Annotated in this window: 15 protein-coding genes; 11 read left to right on the top strand and 4 right to left on the bottom strand. The window is 64.1% G+C overall.

The window, feature by feature from the left end:
- Positions 1-27 precede the first annotated feature (27 nt).
- Both AC1RQF_RS03900 and AC1RQF_RS03895 read right to left on the bottom strand, forming a co-directional pair.
- A complete protein-coding gene (locus AC1RQF_RS03900; RefSeq protein ID WP_492871352.1) occupies positions 28-819 on the bottom strand; it encodes an SDR family NAD(P)-dependent oxidoreductase in 792 nt (263 codons plus the stop codon).
- Positions 820-822: 3 nt separating this feature from the next.
- The gene (locus AC1RQF_RS03895; RefSeq protein ID WP_273999751.1) at positions 823-2484 is read right to left on the bottom strand and encodes a GMC family oxidoreductase; all 1662 of its coding nucleotides are present in this window, start codon (positions 2482-2484) and stop codon (positions 823-825) included.
- Positions 2485-2807: 323 nt separating this feature from the next.
- On the opposite strand from AC1RQF_RS03895, the gene AC1RQF_RS03890 reads away from it, so the two are divergent.
- From AC1RQF_RS03890 to AC1RQF_RS03880, 3 genes are all read left to right on the top strand, one after another.
- The gene (locus AC1RQF_RS03890; protein ID WP_273999749.1) at positions 2808-3149 is read left to right on the top strand and encodes a PadR family transcriptional regulator; all 342 of its coding nucleotides are present in this window, start codon (positions 2808-2810) and stop codon (positions 3147-3149) included.
- Positions 3146-4303, top strand: coding sequence for a DUF1700 domain-containing protein (locus AC1RQF_RS03885; RefSeq protein ID WP_273999748.1), 1158 nt, complete (start codon positions 3146-3148; stop codon positions 4301-4303). The genes AC1RQF_RS03890 and AC1RQF_RS03885 overlap by 4 nt, the downstream gene beginning before the upstream one ends.
- A 79-nt stretch (positions 4304-4382) precedes the next feature.
- A complete protein-coding gene (locus AC1RQF_RS03880) occupies positions 4383-5117 on the top strand; it encodes a BPSS1780 family membrane protein (RefSeq protein ID WP_273999747.1) in 735 nt (244 codons plus the stop codon).
- Between the two features lie 470 nt (positions 5118-5587).
- On the opposite strand, the gene AC1RQF_RS03875 is transcribed toward AC1RQF_RS03880, so the two are convergent.
- Positions 5588-6019, bottom strand: coding sequence for a GNAT family N-acetyltransferase (locus tag AC1RQF_RS03875; protein ID WP_273999746.1), 432 nt, complete (start codon positions 6017-6019; stop codon positions 5588-5590).
- Positions 6020-6454: 435 nt separating this feature from the next.
- Between AC1RQF_RS03875 and AC1RQF_RS03870 the strand changes: the two genes are divergently transcribed.
- The 8 genes from AC1RQF_RS03870 to AC1RQF_RS03835 all read left to right on the top strand — a co-directional run bounded on the left by AC1RQF_RS03870 (position 6455) and on the right by AC1RQF_RS03835 (position 16403).
- Entirely contained in the window at positions 6455-7699 is a 1245-nt protein-coding gene (locus tag AC1RQF_RS03870) for an aromatic ring-hydroxylating dioxygenase subunit alpha (protein ID WP_273999745.1), read from the top strand.
- Positions 7699-8175 carry an aromatic-ring-hydroxylating dioxygenase subunit beta gene (locus AC1RQF_RS03865; RefSeq protein WP_273999743.1) on the top strand — a complete coding sequence of 159 codons (477 nt, stop codon included), beginning with the start codon at positions 7699-7701 and terminating at the stop codon, positions 8173-8175. Before AC1RQF_RS03870 ends, AC1RQF_RS03865 begins: the two co-directional genes overlap by 1 nt.
- Positions 8172-8507 (top strand): non-heme iron oxygenase ferredoxin subunit, encoded by a 336-nt coding sequence (locus tag AC1RQF_RS03860; RefSeq protein ID WP_273999742.1) that lies wholly within the window; start codon positions 8172-8174, stop codon positions 8505-8507. Before AC1RQF_RS03865 ends, AC1RQF_RS03860 begins: the two co-directional genes overlap by 4 nt.
- Positions 8508-8573: 66 nt before the next feature.
- Complete coding sequence (locus AC1RQF_RS03855) at positions 8574-9779, top strand: ABC transporter substrate-binding protein (RefSeq protein WP_273999740.1); 1206 nt, start codon at positions 8574-8576, stop codon at positions 9777-9779.
- A 463-nt stretch (positions 9780-10242) separates the two neighbouring features.
- A complete protein-coding gene (locus AC1RQF_RS03850; RefSeq protein WP_492871351.1) occupies positions 10243-12795 on the top strand; it encodes a type VI secretion system Vgr family protein in 2553 nt (850 codons plus the stop codon).
- Positions 12795-13649 carry a DUF4123 domain-containing protein gene (locus AC1RQF_RS03845; protein WP_274004405.1) on the top strand — a complete coding sequence of 285 codons (855 nt, stop codon included), beginning with the start codon at positions 12795-12797 and terminating at the stop codon, positions 13647-13649. Before AC1RQF_RS03850 ends, AC1RQF_RS03845 begins: the two co-directional genes overlap by 1 nt.
- A gap of 150 nt (positions 13650-13799) precedes the next feature.
- Positions 13800-14159, top strand: coding sequence for a DUF3304 domain-containing protein (locus AC1RQF_RS03840; RefSeq protein WP_273999737.1), 360 nt, complete (start codon positions 13800-13802; stop codon positions 14157-14159).
- A gap of 651 nt (positions 14160-14810) precedes the next feature.
- Positions 14811-16403, top strand: a complete 1593-nt coding sequence (locus tag AC1RQF_RS03835; protein WP_492871350.1) for a T6SS phospholipase effector Tle1-like catalytic domain-containing protein — start codon at positions 14811-14813, stop codon at positions 16401-16403.
- Positions 16404-16456: 53 nt separating this feature from the next.
- Here AC1RQF_RS03835 and AC1RQF_RS03830 read toward each other — a convergent pair whose 3' ends face one another.
- Positions 16457-16900 carry an acyl-CoA thioesterase gene (locus AC1RQF_RS03830; protein WP_273999735.1) on the bottom strand — a complete coding sequence of 148 codons (444 nt, stop codon included), beginning with the start codon at positions 16898-16900 and terminating at the stop codon, positions 16457-16459.
- Positions 16901-17017 lie beyond the last annotated feature (117 nt).

The raw sequence follows: 17017 nt of genomic DNA, 5'->3' as shown, positions 1-17017 counted from the left end.
TATCAGGGAAAGGGAGACGCGCCCGGCTCAGCGCGCGAAGGCGACCGTAGGCAGATCGACGGCGGAAGCGCCGCCATCGACCATCAGCGACGTGCCGGTGATCATCGCGGCCTGCGGCGAAGCGAGGAACAGCGTCGCGTCGGCCACCTCGTCGGGCTCGGCCGGCCGGCCGAGCGGCACGTCGCGCGTGACGAGGCGATACGCGTCCTCGCGCGTCGCGAGGCCCTGGCTCGCGCTCAGCGCGTCCATCTGCTCGTCGGCCATCGCGGTGCGCACCCAGCCCGGGCAGATCGCGTTCACGCGCACGCCGGCGCGCCCGTAGTCGCGCGCAAGCGAGCGCGTGAGGCCGAGCAGCGCGTGCTTCATGGTCACGTAGCCGACCACCTCCGGGCCGGCGAAATGGCCGGCCAGCGACGACACGATCACGATGTTGCCGCGCCGCTCGATCAACTCCGGCAGCAGCTCGCGCGCGCAGACGAAGGCGGTGTCGAGATTGAGGCGGGTCGCCTGCGCCCAGGCGTCGTCGTCAGTGTCGAGCGCGCTGCCGACGCCGTGGCCGCCCGCGTTCGCGATCAGCACGTCGACGCCGCCGAACGCGTCGCGCGCGGCGGCGAGCGCGCGCCGGACATCGTCGCGCGCGGCGGCGTCGCCCGCGACCGCGAGGCCGCCGAGCGGCCGCGCCACGGCGTCGAGCGGTTCGCGGCGGCGGCCGAGCAGCACGACCTTGCCGCCCGCCTCGGTGAACTTGCGGGCGACGGCGGCGCCGATCCCGGTGCCGCCGCCCGTGATCAGCGCGACGCGGTTTGCGAAGGATTGCATGGTTCAGGTCTCCTCATGAGTGAAGCGCGGGCCGGCGACAGCACCCGCCCGCGCGGTCGGGTCGGCCGCGTGCGGCGCGGACGCGAGCAGGAACGCCGCGCAGCGCTCGGCGATCATGATCGTCGGCGCATTGGTGTTGCCGGACACGAGCGACGGCATCACCGACGCGTCGCAGATGCGCAGCCCGCGCACGCCGCGCACACGCAGCTCGGGATCGACGACCGCGTCGGCGTCGCCGCCCATCCGACAGGTGCCGGCCGGGTGATACACCGTCTTCGCGTGCTCGCGCACGTAGGCGTCGAGATCGGTCCGGGTGCCGGCGGGCAGCAGCTCGGCCGAGATCAGCTTCGTCATCGACGGCGCACGCAGGATCTCGCGCGCGAGATCGAGGCCGCGCCGCAGCGTCGCGAAATCGTCGGGATGGCTCAGGAACTGGCCGTCGAAGCGGATCGGCGCCTGCGGGTCGGCGCTGCGCAACCGCACGACGCCGCGCGATTTCGGTCGCAGGAAGCATGGGTTCAGCGAGATGCCGTGGCCGTCGAGCGGGGCGCGGCCGACGTCGCCGACCAGCACGGGCAGCACGTGGAACTGCACGTCGGGCCGGCCGCTGCCGCGGGTGTCGAAGAAGCCGCCGCTCTCGACCACGTTCGAGGTCAGCAGCCCGGTGTGGAACAGCCCGTACTGCGCGCCGTGGCGCAGCGCGTTCCAGCCGCGGTCCTGGCCGAGCAGGCTGATCGGCCGGCGCGCGCGGCCGTACAGCGACACTTCGAGGTGGTCCTGGAAGTGCCGGCCCACGTCGGGCGCGTCGTGCACGACCGGGACGCCGTGCTCGAGCAGCTGCCCGGCCGGCCCGACGCCGGACAGCATCAGCAGCTTCGGGCTCGCGAGCGCGCCCGCGCTCAGCACGATCTCGCGCTGCGCGCGCACCGTGCGCTCGACGCCGCCGCGCCGATACTGCACGCCCACCGCCGCGCCGTGCTCGAACACGATGCGCGTCACGCACGCGTCCGTTTCGACGGTCAGCTTCGGATCGCCGCGCACCGCGGCCAGATAGGTCGCGGCGGTGCTGCCGCGCCGGCCGTCGAAGGTGGTGGTCTGGTAGAAGCCGACGCCCGCCTGCCCGGCGCCGTTGAAATCGTCGTTGTACGCGAAGCCCAGCTCCTGCGCGCCGCGCACGAAGGCCTGGCTGAGCGGATGGCGGTACGGCGTGTCGCTGACCGCGAGCGGCCCGTCGACGCCGTGCAGCGGGCCGGCGAGCCGCTGGTTGCGCTCGGCGCGGCGGAAGAACGGCAGCACGTCGGCCCAGCCCCAGCCGGCGCAGCCGGCGTCGCGCCAGCCGTCGTAGTCGGCCGGGGTGCCGCGGATGTAGACCATCGCGTTGACCGAGCTGCCGCCGCCCAGCGTGCGGCCCTGCGGCACCGACATCCGGCGGCCCGCCGCGTGCGCCTGCGGCTCGGTCTCGTAGATCCAGGTGCGCCGCGTGCCGATCACGCGCACGAAGGTCGCGGGCGTGTGGATGAAGAGCGAATTGTCGGGCGGCCCGGCTTCGAGCAGCAGCACCCGGTGGCCCGCCTCGACCAGCCGGTGGGTCACGACGCAGCCGGCGGAGCCGCCGCCGATCACGATGTAGTCGTACGCCTTGCCGTCGCCGTGGTGCACTGCCATGCCGGACCTCGCTGAGTGAACTGGTGTGACTATGCGGCGAATCGCCGGGCGCGCGCGCCGGTGTGCGCTCTCAGTCAATTCAAACTGCGTTCTGGGCGGACCGGCGCGCCGGCCGGCGGAAGCGGCGTCCGCCGCCCCGCCACGCGGCCCGTCCCCGTCAGCACTCAACCTGACCCGATTTATTGATTGCCGTGCATAGAACAGTACCTTGCATAAAACAATAGCCGCTGCTATAGTCCGCACATGTCAACGGGCTCCGTGACGCGGCCGCGTGCAGTACATAACACGGTACCTTGCAACACACACTACGTAAGTGACATGGCATGAAAACCCAACTGAAGAAAGGAACACTCGACATGTGCGTGCTCGCGGTGCTGGCGCGCGGCGACAGCTACGCCTACGAGCTGGTGTCGACGCTCTCCGCGACGATGGAAATCAGCGAGGGCACGATCTACCCGCTGATGCGGCGCTTGCAGACCGAGGCGTGGGTGTCGACCTACCTGGTCGAATCCACCTCGGGCCCGCCGCGCAAGTACTACTCGATGACCGATGCAGGCCGGCGCAGTCTGCGGGAGATGGAAGGCGAATGGCGCAGTTTCGTCGACGAAGTGAACGGAGTGCTGGGACTACCCAGCTTGGCAGCGGACAGAGGGGAAACACAATGAAGCAGGAAGCATTCATCCAGGCGTTGCGGGACGAACTCAGCAACTTGCCGAAACAGGCGGTCGACGAAATCGTCGCCGACTACCACGAGTACATCAGCGACGGGCTCGCCGCGGGCCGCAGCGAAGAAGACGTGATCGCGGCGCTCGGCGATCCCGTGAAGCTCGCCCGCGAGCTGAAGGCGCAGGCCAACTACAAGCAATGGCAGGACCGCCGCTCGTTCGGCAACCTGCTGCGGGTGGTCAGCTCGGTGGCCGGGCTCGGGCTGCTGAACATGCTGCTGCTCGTGCCGTTCATGATCTACCTGCTCGTGCTCACGGCGGGCTACGTGATCTCGGGCGCGCTGACCGTCGCGGGGCTGGTCGCGCTCGTCGTGTTCGGCGGCCATCACCTGTTCGGCACGCCGTCGCTCGACGGGCATCCGATCAACATCGTCATCGGCGATCGGGGCGGCAGCGCGGCGAGCGCGGCCGCCGCGCCCGGCACCGTCCTCAATGCGGACGGCACCAACGCCAACCTCACCAAGGCGCTCGACGGGATCCACGAGCTGCGCATCGTCGGCGACCGTTACGTGATCGATCTCGCCGAGGATTCGAAGCTGTCGATGGTCACCACGCACGGCGCGGTCGAGATGCGCAAGGAAGACGGCAACCTGACGCTCGAGACGGTCGGGCTCGACACCAAGAACGTGCTCGTGAAGGCCAACGACGGCAGCTACAGCATCGCACGCGACGACGTGATCGCGCTCGACCTCAAGAGCGACGAAGGCGCGCGTGTGTCGCTCGCGCGCACCGGCAAGGATGCGAAGTCGGTCGTGTGGGACATCAAGGACAACGACGGCGATCGCGTGAAGATCACCCAGGGCGAACACGGCAAGGGCCGCATGATCATCAACAGCGGCGGCAGCATGGTGTCGATCGATGACGGCCAGATCTCGGTCAACGGCGAAAAGCAACACGTCGAGGTGTCGGCGAACGACGGCGTCGTGGTATCGAACGTCAAATCCAGCCTCGGCGTGCTGCTGCTGCCCATCGGTCTCGCGGGCCTGCTGCTGTGCGTATGGCTCACCCGTCTGACGTGGCGCGGGCTCGCGCGCTATGTGAAGCAACAGATCGATCGCGTGTCGTCGAGCCTCGATCGCGACAGCAGCACCTGATCCCCGCCGCCGGGCGCGGCTCGCGCGACCGGCGGCTTCTTCCGCACGTGCAGGACTCGCTACCAGAAAGGACATAATCATGAACCTCGAATATCTGAGCGGTACCCAACGATCAGCCCGGGCGCGCCAAGCGCTGCCGTACGCGCGGGAAGTCGACCTCGCCCGCCCCTTCGCGTGGCTCGCGAGCGGCTGGGACGCCGCGCGCGAACATCCGCTGATGTGGCTCGGCGCGATCCTCGCGTATGCGGACTTCATCACGCTGCTCGAACTCGCACCGGCGCTGCGCCCGCTCGCCGTGTTCTTCGCGCCGTGGCTCGCCGGGGCGCTGATGTATGCGGCGGGACGCGCGCAGGCAGGCCGCGCGGTGAGCCTGCGCGACACGTTCGACGCACTGCGCGCGCGCCGCAGTGCGCTGATCGCGGTCGGCCTGTACGGCGCGGTGATGGTGCTGATTGCCTACGTCTTCACCTTCGGTCTGCGCGACGTGCTGATGATGACGCCGGGCGTGAGCTTCGCGGCCGACTGGCTGGTCGCTACGCCGGTTTTCACGTTGGCGGTGGCGCTCGCCTGGTTCGCACCGGCGCTCGTGATGCTCGACAACGTGTCGGCGACCCACGCGATCGCGGCCAGCGCGCTGGCGGCACTGCGCAACTGGAAGATCCTCGTGCCCGGCATCGCCGCGATCACGGCCGGCGCGTATGCGGTGTCGTTCGCGGATACGCCGCTCAAGGCGCTGGTGCTGACGCCGCTGCTGGTCGCCGCACCGTTGCTGGCGATGCACGCCGCGTATCGGGACGTGTTCGGCAAGCGGTGAGTCGTGGAGGAATGTGCGCCGCACCTCACCGTGCGGCGCGCGCAGTGGAAAACTCGAACAGCCCGAATCGGCCTTGGCCGGTTCGGGCTGTTTCGCTATGGCGCTGCGATAGCGTGGAAACCCGGTTCGCCCGGGCGCACTGCCCGATTTCAGGCGCTGCGCGTGCGTTCCCCAGAGGTTTTCTATAGATCTGTATGTATACGTAGGTAATAGTTAACAACACAGGCCCGCGCCTGTGGATAAGCGGCAAATATGCAACGCGTTCAACGCTGTGCGGTTTGCGTAACTGTGCGGACTGAATGTGGGGCACAGGCCGCGGCCTGGGATAACTTTTCCCTGTTTTGCTGTGCGGCGCAGCTTATCCCCAATCGCCACACAGAAAAATAGCGCGATTGTCCACGGCTTATCCAGGCGGGCGTGTGGATAACCGCTCGATCGCGCTGTGGTGTGCGGGCTGTGTGGAACGGCGCTCAGAGTGCCATGTGGATCAGCGGGAACGGACGGCCCGCCGAATCCGTCGGCGAGCGGCCGACCTCGTTGAAGCCGTAGCGGCGATAGAACGCATGCGCGCCGGGATTCTGCTCGTTCACGTCGACCGTCAACCGCGCGTGCCGCGCGCGGACATGGTCGAGCAGCGCGGTGCCGACCCGCCGGCCGAACCAGTCCGGATCGACGAACAGCATCTCGACCTGCGCGCCTTGCGTGCCGATGAAGCCGGCGATTGCGCCGTCGTCGGCCTGCGCGGCCCACACGTCGACATTCGGCAAGTACAGGTCCCGCACCTGCGGATAGAGCGCCGCGATGTCCTGTTCGCTCAGGAACGCATGAGTCGCCTTGACCGCGCGATGCCAGATGTCCACCAGCACCACGTTGTCGGCCGGGAGTCGGTCTCGGATGAGCATGTCGTCGGGGGGAGTAAGTGTGCAACGGGTGTGATTCTAATCGCGAGGGTGAGGCGATGGTCGATCGCGACTCACCGTCGTGCCGCCGCCCGCGCGCAACGCGGTCCGCCTCGCGATTGATTCAGCCGGTTTCCATTTCCCCGGTCACTGTTACACAGACGTAAATAATCATGCGTAATCAGCTTTCTATTTGATTATCGACAGTCGAATCGGATCGATGGCATTCGCGATCTAAAAATCTCCATTGTGTCTCTTCTCGCTATCGATCATCTGCCATATACTTCGCGGGTTGTGCTGTCTCGCGTAATAGAAATAAAAGTTTCCGATTAAAGGCTGGCCCGTTCTCCGTCCGTGCCGCGCGTCGCGCGGCACGGCGCGCCCGTTCGCGTGCGCCGGCCCGAAGCCGCAGCATTCCTTCCGATCGAGGGCTATTCCATGTCTCCGCATGTAGCAAACCTGTTGCCAGAAGGCGTCACACGCACGCCATATCCGGTATATACCGATATGGACTTATATCGGCGCGAACTGGAAAGATTTTTCTATAAGAAGCATTGGTGCTATGTCGGCCTGGAAGCGGAAATTCCGAATCCGGGCGATTATCGGCTCAGCAATGTCGGCGAACGCCAGGTGATCATGGTGCGCGCCGAAGACGACACGGTTCAGGTGGTCGAAAACGTCTGCGCGCACAAGGGCATGCGCTTTTGCCGCAAGAATGCGGGCAATGCGACGGAATTCCGCTGCCCGTACCACCAGTGGAGCTACAGCCTCAAGGGCGACCTCGAGGGCGTGCCGTTCCGGCGCGGCGTGAAGCAGGACGGACGCGTGAACGGCGGGATGCCGCCCGACTTCCGCGTCGAGGATCACGGGCTCGTCAAGCTCAAGGTCGCGACGCGCGGCGGCGTGATCTTCGCGAGCTTCGACCACGACGTCGAATCGCTCGAAGACTTCCTCGGGCCGGAGATCCTCAAGTACTTCGACCGCCTGTTCCACGGCCCGAAGCTCACGCTGCTCGGCTACACGCGGCAGCGCATTCCCGGCAACTGGAAGCTGATGCAGGAGAACATCAAGGATCCGTACCACGGCGGCCTGCTGCACACCTGGTTCGTGAACTTCGGGCTGTGGCGCGTCGATAACAAGGGCGAGATGGTGATGGACGCGCAGCACCGGCACGCGGCGATGGTGTCGAAGCGCAGCCGTGGCGGGCAGGGCGAGGCGACGAGCGGCATCACGAGCTTCAAGACCACGATGGAACTCAACGACCGCCGCCTGCTCGACGTGCAGGACGAGCCGTGGTGGGGCGATCCGACCGTGGTGATGCTGACGCTGATGCCGAGCGTGATCATCCAGCAGAACGTCAACACGCTCGCGACGCGCCGCATCCTGCCGGCGGGCCCGGGCATGTTCGACTACGTGTGGACGCATTTCGGCTTCGAGACCGACGACGAGGAAATGACCCAGCGCCGGCTGCGGCAGGCCAACCTGGTCGGGCCGGCGGGCTACGTGTCGGCCGACGACGGCGAGGTGGTCGAGTGTCTGCAGCAGACCTTCGATGCGAATCCGTATGGTTCGGCGGTGAACGAACTGGGCGGCCGCGGGCTCGACGAGCGCACGGACCACATGGTGACGGAAACGCTGGTGCGCGGCATGTACGACTACTGGCGCCGCGTGATGGAGGGTTGATGATGGTGGGTTTCGACGATTACTACGCGCTGGTGCAACTGTATGCCGACTACAGCGCGGTGCTCGACGGCGGGCAATGGGACAACTGGCCGGAATTTTTCGTGGACGACTGTGAGTACCGGATCGTGCCGCGCGAGAACCACGAGCAGAACCTGCCGCTCGCGCTGCTGCATCTCGAGAACAAGGCGATGCTCAAGGATCGCGCGTTCGGCGTGCAGGAGACATTCTTTTACGACCCGTACTATCAGCGTCACATCGTGGACAACCCGCTGATCCGCAAGGTCGACGGCGACGTCTGGCATGTGGAGGCGAACTACGCGGTGCTGCGCACCAAGACCGGCCAGATCAGCGACGTGTACAACACCGGCCGCTACTTCGACCGCATCCGCAAGACGCCGGAAGGCCTGCGGTTCGAATCGCGGGTCTGCGTGTACGACAGCGAACTGATTCCGAACTCGATCATCTACCCGCTATGACCGCATCCGCTCAAACCACCTGGCATCCGGTCGCGCGCTTCGACGACCTGTGGGACGACAACGTGCTGGCGTTCGAGGTCGCCGGCCGCGAGGTCGCGCTGTACCGGCTCGGCGACGAGGTGTTCGCGACCGACAACGGCTGCACCCACGGCCTTGCGCGCCTGTGCGACGGCTTCGTCGAGAACGGCGAGATCGAGTGCCCGCTGCACCAGGGGCGTTTCGACATCCGCACCGGCAAGGCGATGTGCCGGCCGCTGACCGAAGACCTGCGCACCTATCCGGTCCGGATCGAGGACGGGCAGGTGCAGGTGAACGTCGACGCCGCCGGGTGAGGCCGATCATCGCCAGTGCGTCACCTTGTCCATCACCGTGTTACTGAGAGAGTCGCTAACTTCACCATGAACCCATTGCAACGGATCACCACCCTGTGCGCGCTGGCGGCGGGGCTCGTCGTCGCGGGCGCCGCCTATGCGCAGGACACCATCAAGATCGGCGAGATCAACAGCTACAAGGCACAGCCGGCGTTCCTCGAACCCTACCGCCAGGGCTGGCAGATGGCGCTCGACGAGATCAACGCGTCGGGCGGCGTGCTCGGCAAGAAGCTCGAGGTCGTCACGCGCGACGACAACGGCAATCCCGGCGATTCGATCCGCGTGGCCGAGGATCTCGTGTCGCGCGAGCGCGTGTCGCTGCTGTTCGGCGGCTTCCTGTCGAACACCGGGCTCGCGCTGACCGACTTCGCGAAGCAGCGCAAGGTGTTCTTCCTCGCGGCCGAGCCGCTGACCGACAAGATCGTCTGGGAAGACGGCAACCGCTACACGTATCGCCTGCGGCCGTCGACCTACATGTTCGTGTCGATGCTCGTCAACGAGGCGGTGAAGCTGCACAAGAAGCGTTGGGCGCTCGTCTATCCGAACTACGAGTACGGACAGTCGGCGGCCGCGACCTTCAAGCGGCTCATGAAGGCGGCGCAGCCCGACGTCGAGTTCGTCACCGAACAGGCGCCGCCGCTCGGCAAGGTCGATGCGGGCGCGGTCGTGCAGGCGCTCGCCGACGCGAAGCCGGACGCGATCTTCAACGCGCTGTTCGCGACCGATCTCGCGAAGTTCGTGCGCGAGGGCAATACGCGCCATCTGTTCGACGGCCGCGAGGTGGTGTCGCTGCTGACGGGCGAGCCGGAGTATCTGAGCCCGCTGCAGGCCGAGGCGCCGGTGAACTGGGTGGTCACGGGCTATCCGTGGTACGCGGTGAAGACGGCCGAGAACCAGCGCTTCGTCGATGCGTTCCGCAAGCGCTACAACGACTGGCCGCGCATGGGCTCGGTGGTGGGCTACACCGCGATGATGTCGATCGCGGAAGGGCTGAAGAAGGCGGGCAGCACCGACACCGACAAGGTGGTCGGCGCATTCAGCGGCCTCGGGCTCGATACGCCGTTCGGGCCGATCCGCTATCGCGCGCAGGATCATCAGTCGACGATGGGCGCGTATGTCGGCCGCACCGCGCTGAAGGACGGCAAGGGCGTGATGACGAACTTCGCCTATGTGGACGGCGCGTCGGTGCAGCCGTCGGACGCGGAGGTGAAGAAGCTGCGGCGCGCTGAGTGAGGGAGAGAGGGCGGCGCGATGCCGCCCGGGTTGGAAAGCCAGGAGCCGTGCGCGAGCACGGCTTTTTTTCGTCCTGACTTTTTGCCATCCTGCTTATTTCCGGTTTCGTCGCGCGCGCGACGGCATGCGGTTTTCGTCAGGCAAGAGAAATTGCCTTGGGCTGACGCGCTACGCCACGATGTGACGGTTTGCCACAATGTTCACCGCCGCTTTTTTCCCTGTTTGGGCGGGCTGATTATTTTCGGTCATCGATCGATGAGGCGCCGCCTACCCGCTATCCAGTGATCGGAACCGTTCAGATGCGCTCGTATCGGACGGAGATTTTCGCGTGGCGGCGAGCGAGACGGCGTCACCCTGATCGACCTCCACTCGGCACAACGTTTGTAGAATTTTGTGCGAGGGCCCAGTGGAGAGAGAAGGATCCGCTGGCAATGCAGGAGCGGATCGAGAGAAGGGAATATCGATGGATGCGCATCGTCTGGCGCGAAGCATCAGCAGTGCTCAGCTTCAACAGGATCGTCTCATGAAGCTGGATGTTCCAGTGGGAACCGCTGCCTTGCTGCCCCAGCGCGCGAGCGGCCGGGCACGGCTCGGGCGGCACTACGAATTCACGATCGACGTCGTGTCTGCGGACGACAGTGTGGAACTCAAGGCGTTGATCGCTCAGCCCGTGACGCTATGGATTCAGCAATCGGACCGATCCTATCGGCCGCATCATGGCTATGTTCATACGGCGAGACGCCTTGGTGCCGACGGGGGCCTTGCCTATTACCAAATTACCTTCGCCTCGTGGATGCACTTCCTGAAGTTCCGTCGTGACCAACGTATCTGGCAGGATCGGCCGGTCGACGAGATCGTCACCGATGTGTTCAACCGGCATCCGCAGGCGCGCGGCGCATTCGAATTCAACCTCGCCAAGGCGCTGCCGTCACGTTCGTTCTGCCGTCAGGATGAAAGCGACTGGAATTTCGTGCACCGATTGCTCGAGGACGAGGGGCTTTATGGTTTTTGGGAGCAGGCGTCGGATGGACGCTCGCACAGCCTGACCATCACCGATCGACTGTCCGCCCTCAAGCCGCTGGGCACCGTACGCTTCTACCGATCCGGCACGGATGGCGAAGTGGATGCGCTGACCCAATGGTCAGGAACCCGGGCGCTCCAGAGCACGACGTATACGACTCGAACGTTCGACTACAAGCGTCCCGCCGCCGCCCGCCATCCCAAGGAGACGAGTTTGCCGACGCAGCCGGGTCAAGGCGCACTGCCGGAGCAGGCGGAGGTGTACGAATATACCGGAGCCTATACCTACCTGGCGCAGTCGCGCGGGGATGCACTTACGCGGTTTCGAATGGAGGAGTGGGAGTCGCGCGCCGAGCGGTTCGAGGGCGAAGGCGGTTGGCGAGCGATTGATGCCGGTCAGCGCTTCATGCTCGCCGACCATCCCGGGCATGAGCGCGATTCGGTCGAGCAGCGCGAATTCGCCACTGTCGAAGCAGGCTGGCTGATCGCGAACAACATTCCGATCGGGGCGAACGATGCGCGCTTTCCGCATAGCCTTCGGGCCAGGTTCAACGACGCGCGCTCCGGCCGATCGGATAGCTCGGCGTTCGCTGTGCCGCATGTCGACGGCTCTGCCGGCTATTACCGGGTCACGATCGAGGCGCAGCGCACTGCCGTGCCGTTCCGCAGCCCGTTCGAGCACCGGAAACCCGCTACCCATCTTGAAACGGCGATCGTTGTCGGGCGGAAGGGGGAAGAGGTCCATACCGACGAACTCAACCGGATCAAGGTGCGCTTCGTGTGGGACCGTCAGAACCCGGGTGACGAAGGCGCATCTTGCTGGATTCGCATCGTGCAATCCGATACGGGCGGCGGCTATGGTGCCGTTCATCCTCCGCGTGTCGGCGAGGAGGTGCTGATCGACTACATCGGTGGAGATTGTGATCGTCCGGTTGCCGTTGCGCGCGTATACAACGGTGCGACGCAGCCGCAATGGCACTCGAACGGAATTTTGTCCGGCAATCGATCGAAGGAATACGGAGGCCGTGGTTATAACCAACTGGTGTTTGACGATGCGACCGGGCAGAACCGGGTGCAGTTGCATAGCAGTCCAGGCAACTCGCAACTGCACCTCGGTTACCTGATCCAGCAGACGGGCAATACGCGCGGCGAATATCTCGGCTCGGGTTTCGATTTGCGCACCGATGCCTATGGTGCGTTGCGTGCGACGCGTGGCCTGTATCTGGGCACACATTCCACGAGCGCCCGCAGTCAATCCCTCGACGTGCGCGAAGCGCGGCAACAACTGGTGAATGCCGAGAGCGTGATCGAGGCGCTGTCGCAGGCGAGTGCGGCACATCTGGCCGAGTCCCTTGCACCGGGCTTCGAAGCGATGAAGCAGTACACCGATGCCACCCGGAATACCGTAGGCGGCGACGCCTCGGGCGGCCGGACGGCCGGAGGCGGCACCGGCAACGCGAATGCATTCAAGCAACCGTTGATGCTGTTTGCCAGCCCCGCGGGAATTGGATTGTCGACCCGGCAGACGGTCCACGTGAGCGCCGAGCAACACGTCAACATGGTGAGCGGCGAGAGCGTTCATGTGGCCGCAGGCAGGTCCGTGGTCGCCAGCATTGCCGACAGGATCAGCATTTTCGTGCAGAAGGCCGGCATGAAGTTGTTCGCGGGGAAGGGCAAGATCGAGATCCAGGCGCATGCCGACAATATCGAGCTGACGGCGCAGAAATCGGTAAAAGTCCTGTCTGCGACCGAGAGGATCGAGGTGGCCGCGAAGCAAGAGATCCTTCTCACATCCGGTGGTGCCTATATTCGGCTATCCGGCGGCAACATCGAGATCCACGCCCCAGGCAAGATCGGTATCAAAGGAGGTACGCACAACTTTAGCGGTCCCGTCAGTTTGCCTTACCCGATGCCGCTGCCGCCGGATGCGGTATGCGCGCCATGCCTGATGAAGCAGGCCGCTGCCCGTAGTGCTTTTGTGACGCAGGGAGCGTGATGGGGCTGCAGGCGATCTTCTCCGAGGGTTGCGCGCTGGATGCACACGCGTACGTGCTTGCAGTTCCTTTGCATAACGACAGCCTGCCGGGCGCACTGTCGGGCTCACCGGACCATCTCGTCTGCTTGATGGATGGCGGATCGGAGGTGCAGGCTGTATCGCCGTATCTCATCTATATCCCGCCGGCTCGGTTCGAATCGATGAGGGATTGGTTGGAGCGAAACGGACCGGCGTCGCCGTGTGCGACGGTGATCGTGTCACCGTTATCGTTGGCAGAGCTTGCTGCACACGTGAAGCAGTTCTTGCGTGTCCGTTTGCCCGACGATACCCCGATCGTGCTGGCCTATTGGGACCCATCCATTCTTGCGACCCTGGCCGGCTCATTGAATGACGAGACACTGTTCGTGAAGGGGCCCGTGTTATCCGACGACCAGCGTCGGGCGTTTTTTGCACCGGTGCTGCGATGGGGGTATTGGGATCGCCATGGAGTGTTGCGCCGGCTCGATTGGGAGCAAAACGAAATTTCTACGGAGGCGCCAGCGTTGCGGCCGCCGTTTCAGCTGACGCAGGCGCAAGTCGACGATTTGATCGAGGCAAGTGTGCCGGATAGCTTGCTGTTGCATTTGACCGAGCTTGATCCTTCGATGTTCGCCGACATGCCTGATCGTGAGCGCTATGGGCTGGTGTGCCGTCAGATCGAACGCGCGCGGCAGAGAGGCATCGAAGGGGGCGGTGCGCTAATGGAATACTGTGTGCTTGCTGCGCGGCATGGAGAAGCGTTCGATGCTTCGCAAGAAGGTACCGCATTGTTGAAGCGACTGCTGCCTGCCGCGAGCGGGCAGCGCAGAACGTAGTCATGGCATTCGCTGGAAGGAACGCACAAGATGAGTTTTGCTAAATTCCGGCGTATGGCCTTGATGGCAGGATTTGTGGTCTTCGGGTTAGCCGCTTGCGCTCGCTCCACGCCTGACGATCCATTGGCCGGGGGATGACCCGCACTTGCGATGGCGCCGGTGAACCATACCGATCGCTATGCGGTAAATATCTTCGTTAGCAAGTATTGGGCGGGCGATGTGACCGCACCAGCAGGAGGTACAAAGGCCGCATGCTGTTTTCTGGGCACGAAGGATTGGAGTAAGCCCGTTACCGTGACGTGGGAGTGGGGACGGGAAGAAGATCCGAAAACCGAGGGGGTTACGATGCCAGACGAAAAGCATAGCCTTCAGGTGAGCTTCCCAGTGAGCGGCCCGCACCAGGATCCAGACTGGCACAAGACGGACGCATACCTTTGCGTTATTTTACGAGACCGCAATACTGCCGCTCTCGCATTCTCACCGAGCGGGACTGGATGCCTATCCAAGTGAGATGGCATATCAGAGAGCCATCATGGCAGTTCGGCAGGCTGGTCAACTGGTTACCAATGAAGCACTCAAGCGCGCGGCACTCAACGGGGCGACGAAACGGATATCAGCACCAAACATCATCACGGCATTTGCCGTTAGGAACGTACAAGATGACTTTTTCTAGATTTCGGCCCCCGATCTTTGCGGCGGGACTTGCGGTCTTCGGGTTAGCCGCTTGCGCCAGTTCCATGCCTGACGATCCATTGGCCGGAGGAGGACCCGCACTTGCGATGGTGCCGATAAGCCATGCCAGCCGTTATGCCGTGAATATATTTGTTGAGAAGTATTGGGCAGGCGATGCTGACGCGAACGGACGTGGAGGGGGAGCAGCAGCATGCTGCTTTCCAGGCATGAAAGACTGGAGCAAGCCAGTTACTGTGACGTGGGAATGGGGACGCGAGGAAGACCCAAAAACCGGAGCAATTACGATGCCGGACGAAAAGCATAGCGTTCAAGTGAATTTCCCTGAGGGCGGTCCGCATCGAGACGCTGACTGGCACAAAACAGATGCCTACCTGTGCGTCATTTTGCGAGATCGCAATACTGCCTCACTGGGGTTTTCGCCTAGCCGGTCAGGGTGCGTCGGAAAATAACGAATCTATGGGAGAGCGTATGGCTGTTCGACAAGCTGGCTCACCAGCTACTGATGACGAACTCAAACGAGCCGCGATCGACGGCGCAACGAAGCGAATCCTATGTCAACAGCCTGTTGATAGTGAGGATGTAATCGCATGTCGGCTCCACCCATCGCTATCGTTTTTTTTCGACGGGACGAACAACAACATGGATCGGGACTTGCGGCAGAACAAGCACTCGAATGTGGCAAAACTATCTCGTGTTGCCAAGAGGTCTTTAGATGAAGATGCGATGTTGACCTACCTGCCCGGCGTCGGGACGCCATTCAAGTTCGACAAGGTAGTCGGCTACACCGATCATCTCAAAGACGATGAAGGCGAGGCGCTTGGACTCGGATTCGGTGCGGGCGGCGATCTACGGATCCAGTTCGCCCTTGGGGAATTTTCCCGGCTGCTGGAGCTTGATTGGGGGCCGGGCTCGTGGAAGCACATGCGCGAAATCACCGTGGCAATCTTTGGATTTTCGCGTGGGGCGACGCAGGCGCGTGCCTTTGCGCGCCGCTTCGTCGAGCAGAAGTGCATCAAAGAGGGCAGCAAGCTGCACTGGCAAGCGCCGAGTGGCGTACGCGTACCGGTACGCATCAGCTTCATGGGTATCTTCGATACGGTCGCCTCGGTTGGCGGTCCTGCCTTGCATCTCGACTGGGCATCGGAACTGGCGGTTCCGGCCGAAGTGGAGCGTTGCCTGCACTACGTCTCGGCACACGAAGTAAGAAGAGCATTTCCGCTCGATTCGGTGCGAGTCGACAAGACTTACCCGGCCAATTGCGAGGAAGTCGTCTACCCGGGCGTGCATTCCGATGTAGGCGGAGGCTACGGACCGGACGACCAGGGCCGTGATCAAGATCTGTCGTTGATCCCGCTAAGACATATGTTTGCCGAAGCATTGCGAGCCGGTGTGCCGTTGACGCCGCTCGATCAAATGGAGCCGAGATTCAGGGACGATTTCAAGCTGCCGGATGACGCTCGAATCACCAAGCTGTACAACGAATACATGGCTGCGCTCCCGGCGGCATCCGGCAACGACCTGGAAGCATTGATGCAACCTCATCGTTACCTGAATTTCCGTTGGCGCGGCATCCTGGCCCGCCATCAGGCAGACGAACGCGTGCTCGGGCATTTGTACGAGAAGGTCGGTGCTGCCTTTTGCGCCACTGTGTCGGCGGGAACGGTCGACGACCACCCAGCCTGCCAACCGAATGAATGGGTGTACGACGTTCCGAAGAGTCCGGAGGAGCAGGCGATGCAATTGCTGCGCGAGCAACGACGCCTGAAACGACATATCGGGTTTCTTCGAAACCCGGTTGAACCGCGCGCAGGTAAACACAAGTATCCGCCGGAGCCGCGCGAGTTGCGCCCTTACGAGAAAATGATCCTATCGGCTTGGGACGAGCTCGGCACGATACCGTTGGCGGTGGATCAGTTACTGGCGGAATGCATTCACGAATCCGTTGCCGCTTTCACGTCGTGGCCATGCGCATTGTGGGAGCAGCGTGGGATTTACTGCGACGGCACGCGCTATCTGGCGCAAAACGATCCGGTCGGGACGAGCGCCACCGCAGTTGCATAAGTACGCGAGCGAGGCATGCGCAGGCGCAACAAGCGCCTGTCCGCCGCCATCCCCTAATCCACCAGCTCCGCATAATCCTCCGCGCGCGGCAGGCTCTGCATCAGTTCGAGCAGGCCCGGCGGCGGCGGCGAGAGCCGCCGCTCCGTGATGTTCATCCACGCGCCCTTGACCTCGTGGCGCGCGCACACCAGATTGCGCCGCGTGAAATGCTGGCGCAGAAAGAAGCGCGATGCATTGTGGTTGATCCCGACGAGCGTGAGATCGACCGTGATCGATTCGCCGAGATAGATCTCCCAGATGTATTGCGTGCGCTCCTCGGTCAGGAACGGCACGATCTTGAACTCCATGAGCCGCTTCAGCGTGAAGCCGTTGCCGTTCATCCATTCGGTTCGCATGTGCGTCGCCCAGTCCGAATAGGCGCTGTGGCGCAGATGATGGGTGGCGTCGATGTCGGCCCAGCGAGGGACGATGGTGTGCGTGATCGGCGTGTTGCTCATGTCGGTGGCCCTGATTGCGGGAATGAAGAAAACGTCGCGGGGCGGGCCCGCGGGGGGGGGGGGGGGGGGGGGGGGGGGGGGGGGGGGGGGGGGGGGGGGGGGGGGGGGGGGAGGAAG

This window comes from Burkholderia sp. GW821-FHT14F03, assembly GCF_058803765.1.
The sequence above is the reverse complement of the archived record's forward strand: the minus strand, read 5'-3'. Positions and strand labels throughout refer to the sequence as shown.

Excerpts from the sequence above, each read along its gene's own strand:
- AC1RQF_RS03900 (WP_492871352.1), bottom strand. The coding sequence starts at position 819 with ATGCAATCCTTCGCAAACCGCGTCGCGCTGATCACGGGCGGCGGCACC.
- AC1RQF_RS03895 (WP_273999751.1), bottom strand. The coding sequence starts at position 2,484 with ATGGCAGTGCACCACGGCGACGGCAAGGCGTACGACTACATCGTGATC.
- AC1RQF_RS03890 (WP_273999749.1), top strand. The coding sequence starts at position 2,808 with ATGAAAACCCAACTGAAGAAAGGAACACTCGACATGTGCGTGCTCGCG.
- AC1RQF_RS03885 (WP_273999748.1), top strand. The coding sequence starts at position 3,146 with ATGAAGCAGGAAGCATTCATCCAGGCGTTGCGGGACGAACTCAGCAAC.
- AC1RQF_RS03880 (WP_273999747.1), top strand. The coding sequence starts at position 4,383 with ATGAACCTCGAATATCTGAGCGGTACCCAACGATCAGCCCGGGCGCGC.
- AC1RQF_RS03875 (WP_273999746.1), bottom strand. The coding sequence starts at position 6,019 with ATGCTCATCCGAGACCGACTCCCGGCCGACAACGTGGTGCTGGTGGAC.
- AC1RQF_RS03870 (WP_273999745.1), top strand. The coding sequence starts at position 6,455 with ATGTCTCCGCATGTAGCAAACCTGTTGCCAGAAGGCGTCACACGCACG.
- AC1RQF_RS03865 (WP_273999743.1), top strand. The coding sequence starts at position 7,699 with ATGATGGTGGGTTTCGACGATTACTACGCGCTGGTGCAACTGTATGCC.
- AC1RQF_RS03860 (WP_273999742.1), top strand. The coding sequence starts at position 8,172 with ATGACCGCATCCGCTCAAACCACCTGGCATCCGGTCGCGCGCTTCGAC.
- AC1RQF_RS03855 (WP_273999740.1), top strand. The coding sequence starts at position 8,574 with ATGAACCCATTGCAACGGATCACCACCCTGTGCGCGCTGGCGGCGGGG.
- AC1RQF_RS03850 (WP_492871351.1), top strand. The coding sequence starts at position 10,243 with ATGGATGCGCATCGTCTGGCGCGAAGCATCAGCAGTGCTCAGCTTCAA.
- AC1RQF_RS03845 (WP_274004405.1), top strand. The coding sequence starts at position 12,795 with ATGGGGCTGCAGGCGATCTTCTCCGAGGGTTGCGCGCTGGATGCACAC.
- AC1RQF_RS03840 (WP_273999737.1), top strand. The coding sequence starts at position 13,800 with ATGGCGCCGGTGAACCATACCGATCGCTATGCGGTAAATATCTTCGTT.
- AC1RQF_RS03835 (WP_492871350.1), top strand. The coding sequence starts at position 14,811 with ATGGCTGTTCGACAAGCTGGCTCACCAGCTACTGATGACGAACTCAAA.
- AC1RQF_RS03830 (WP_273999735.1), bottom strand. The coding sequence starts at position 16,900 with ATGAGCAACACGCCGATCACGCACACCATCGTCCCTCGCTGGGCCGAC.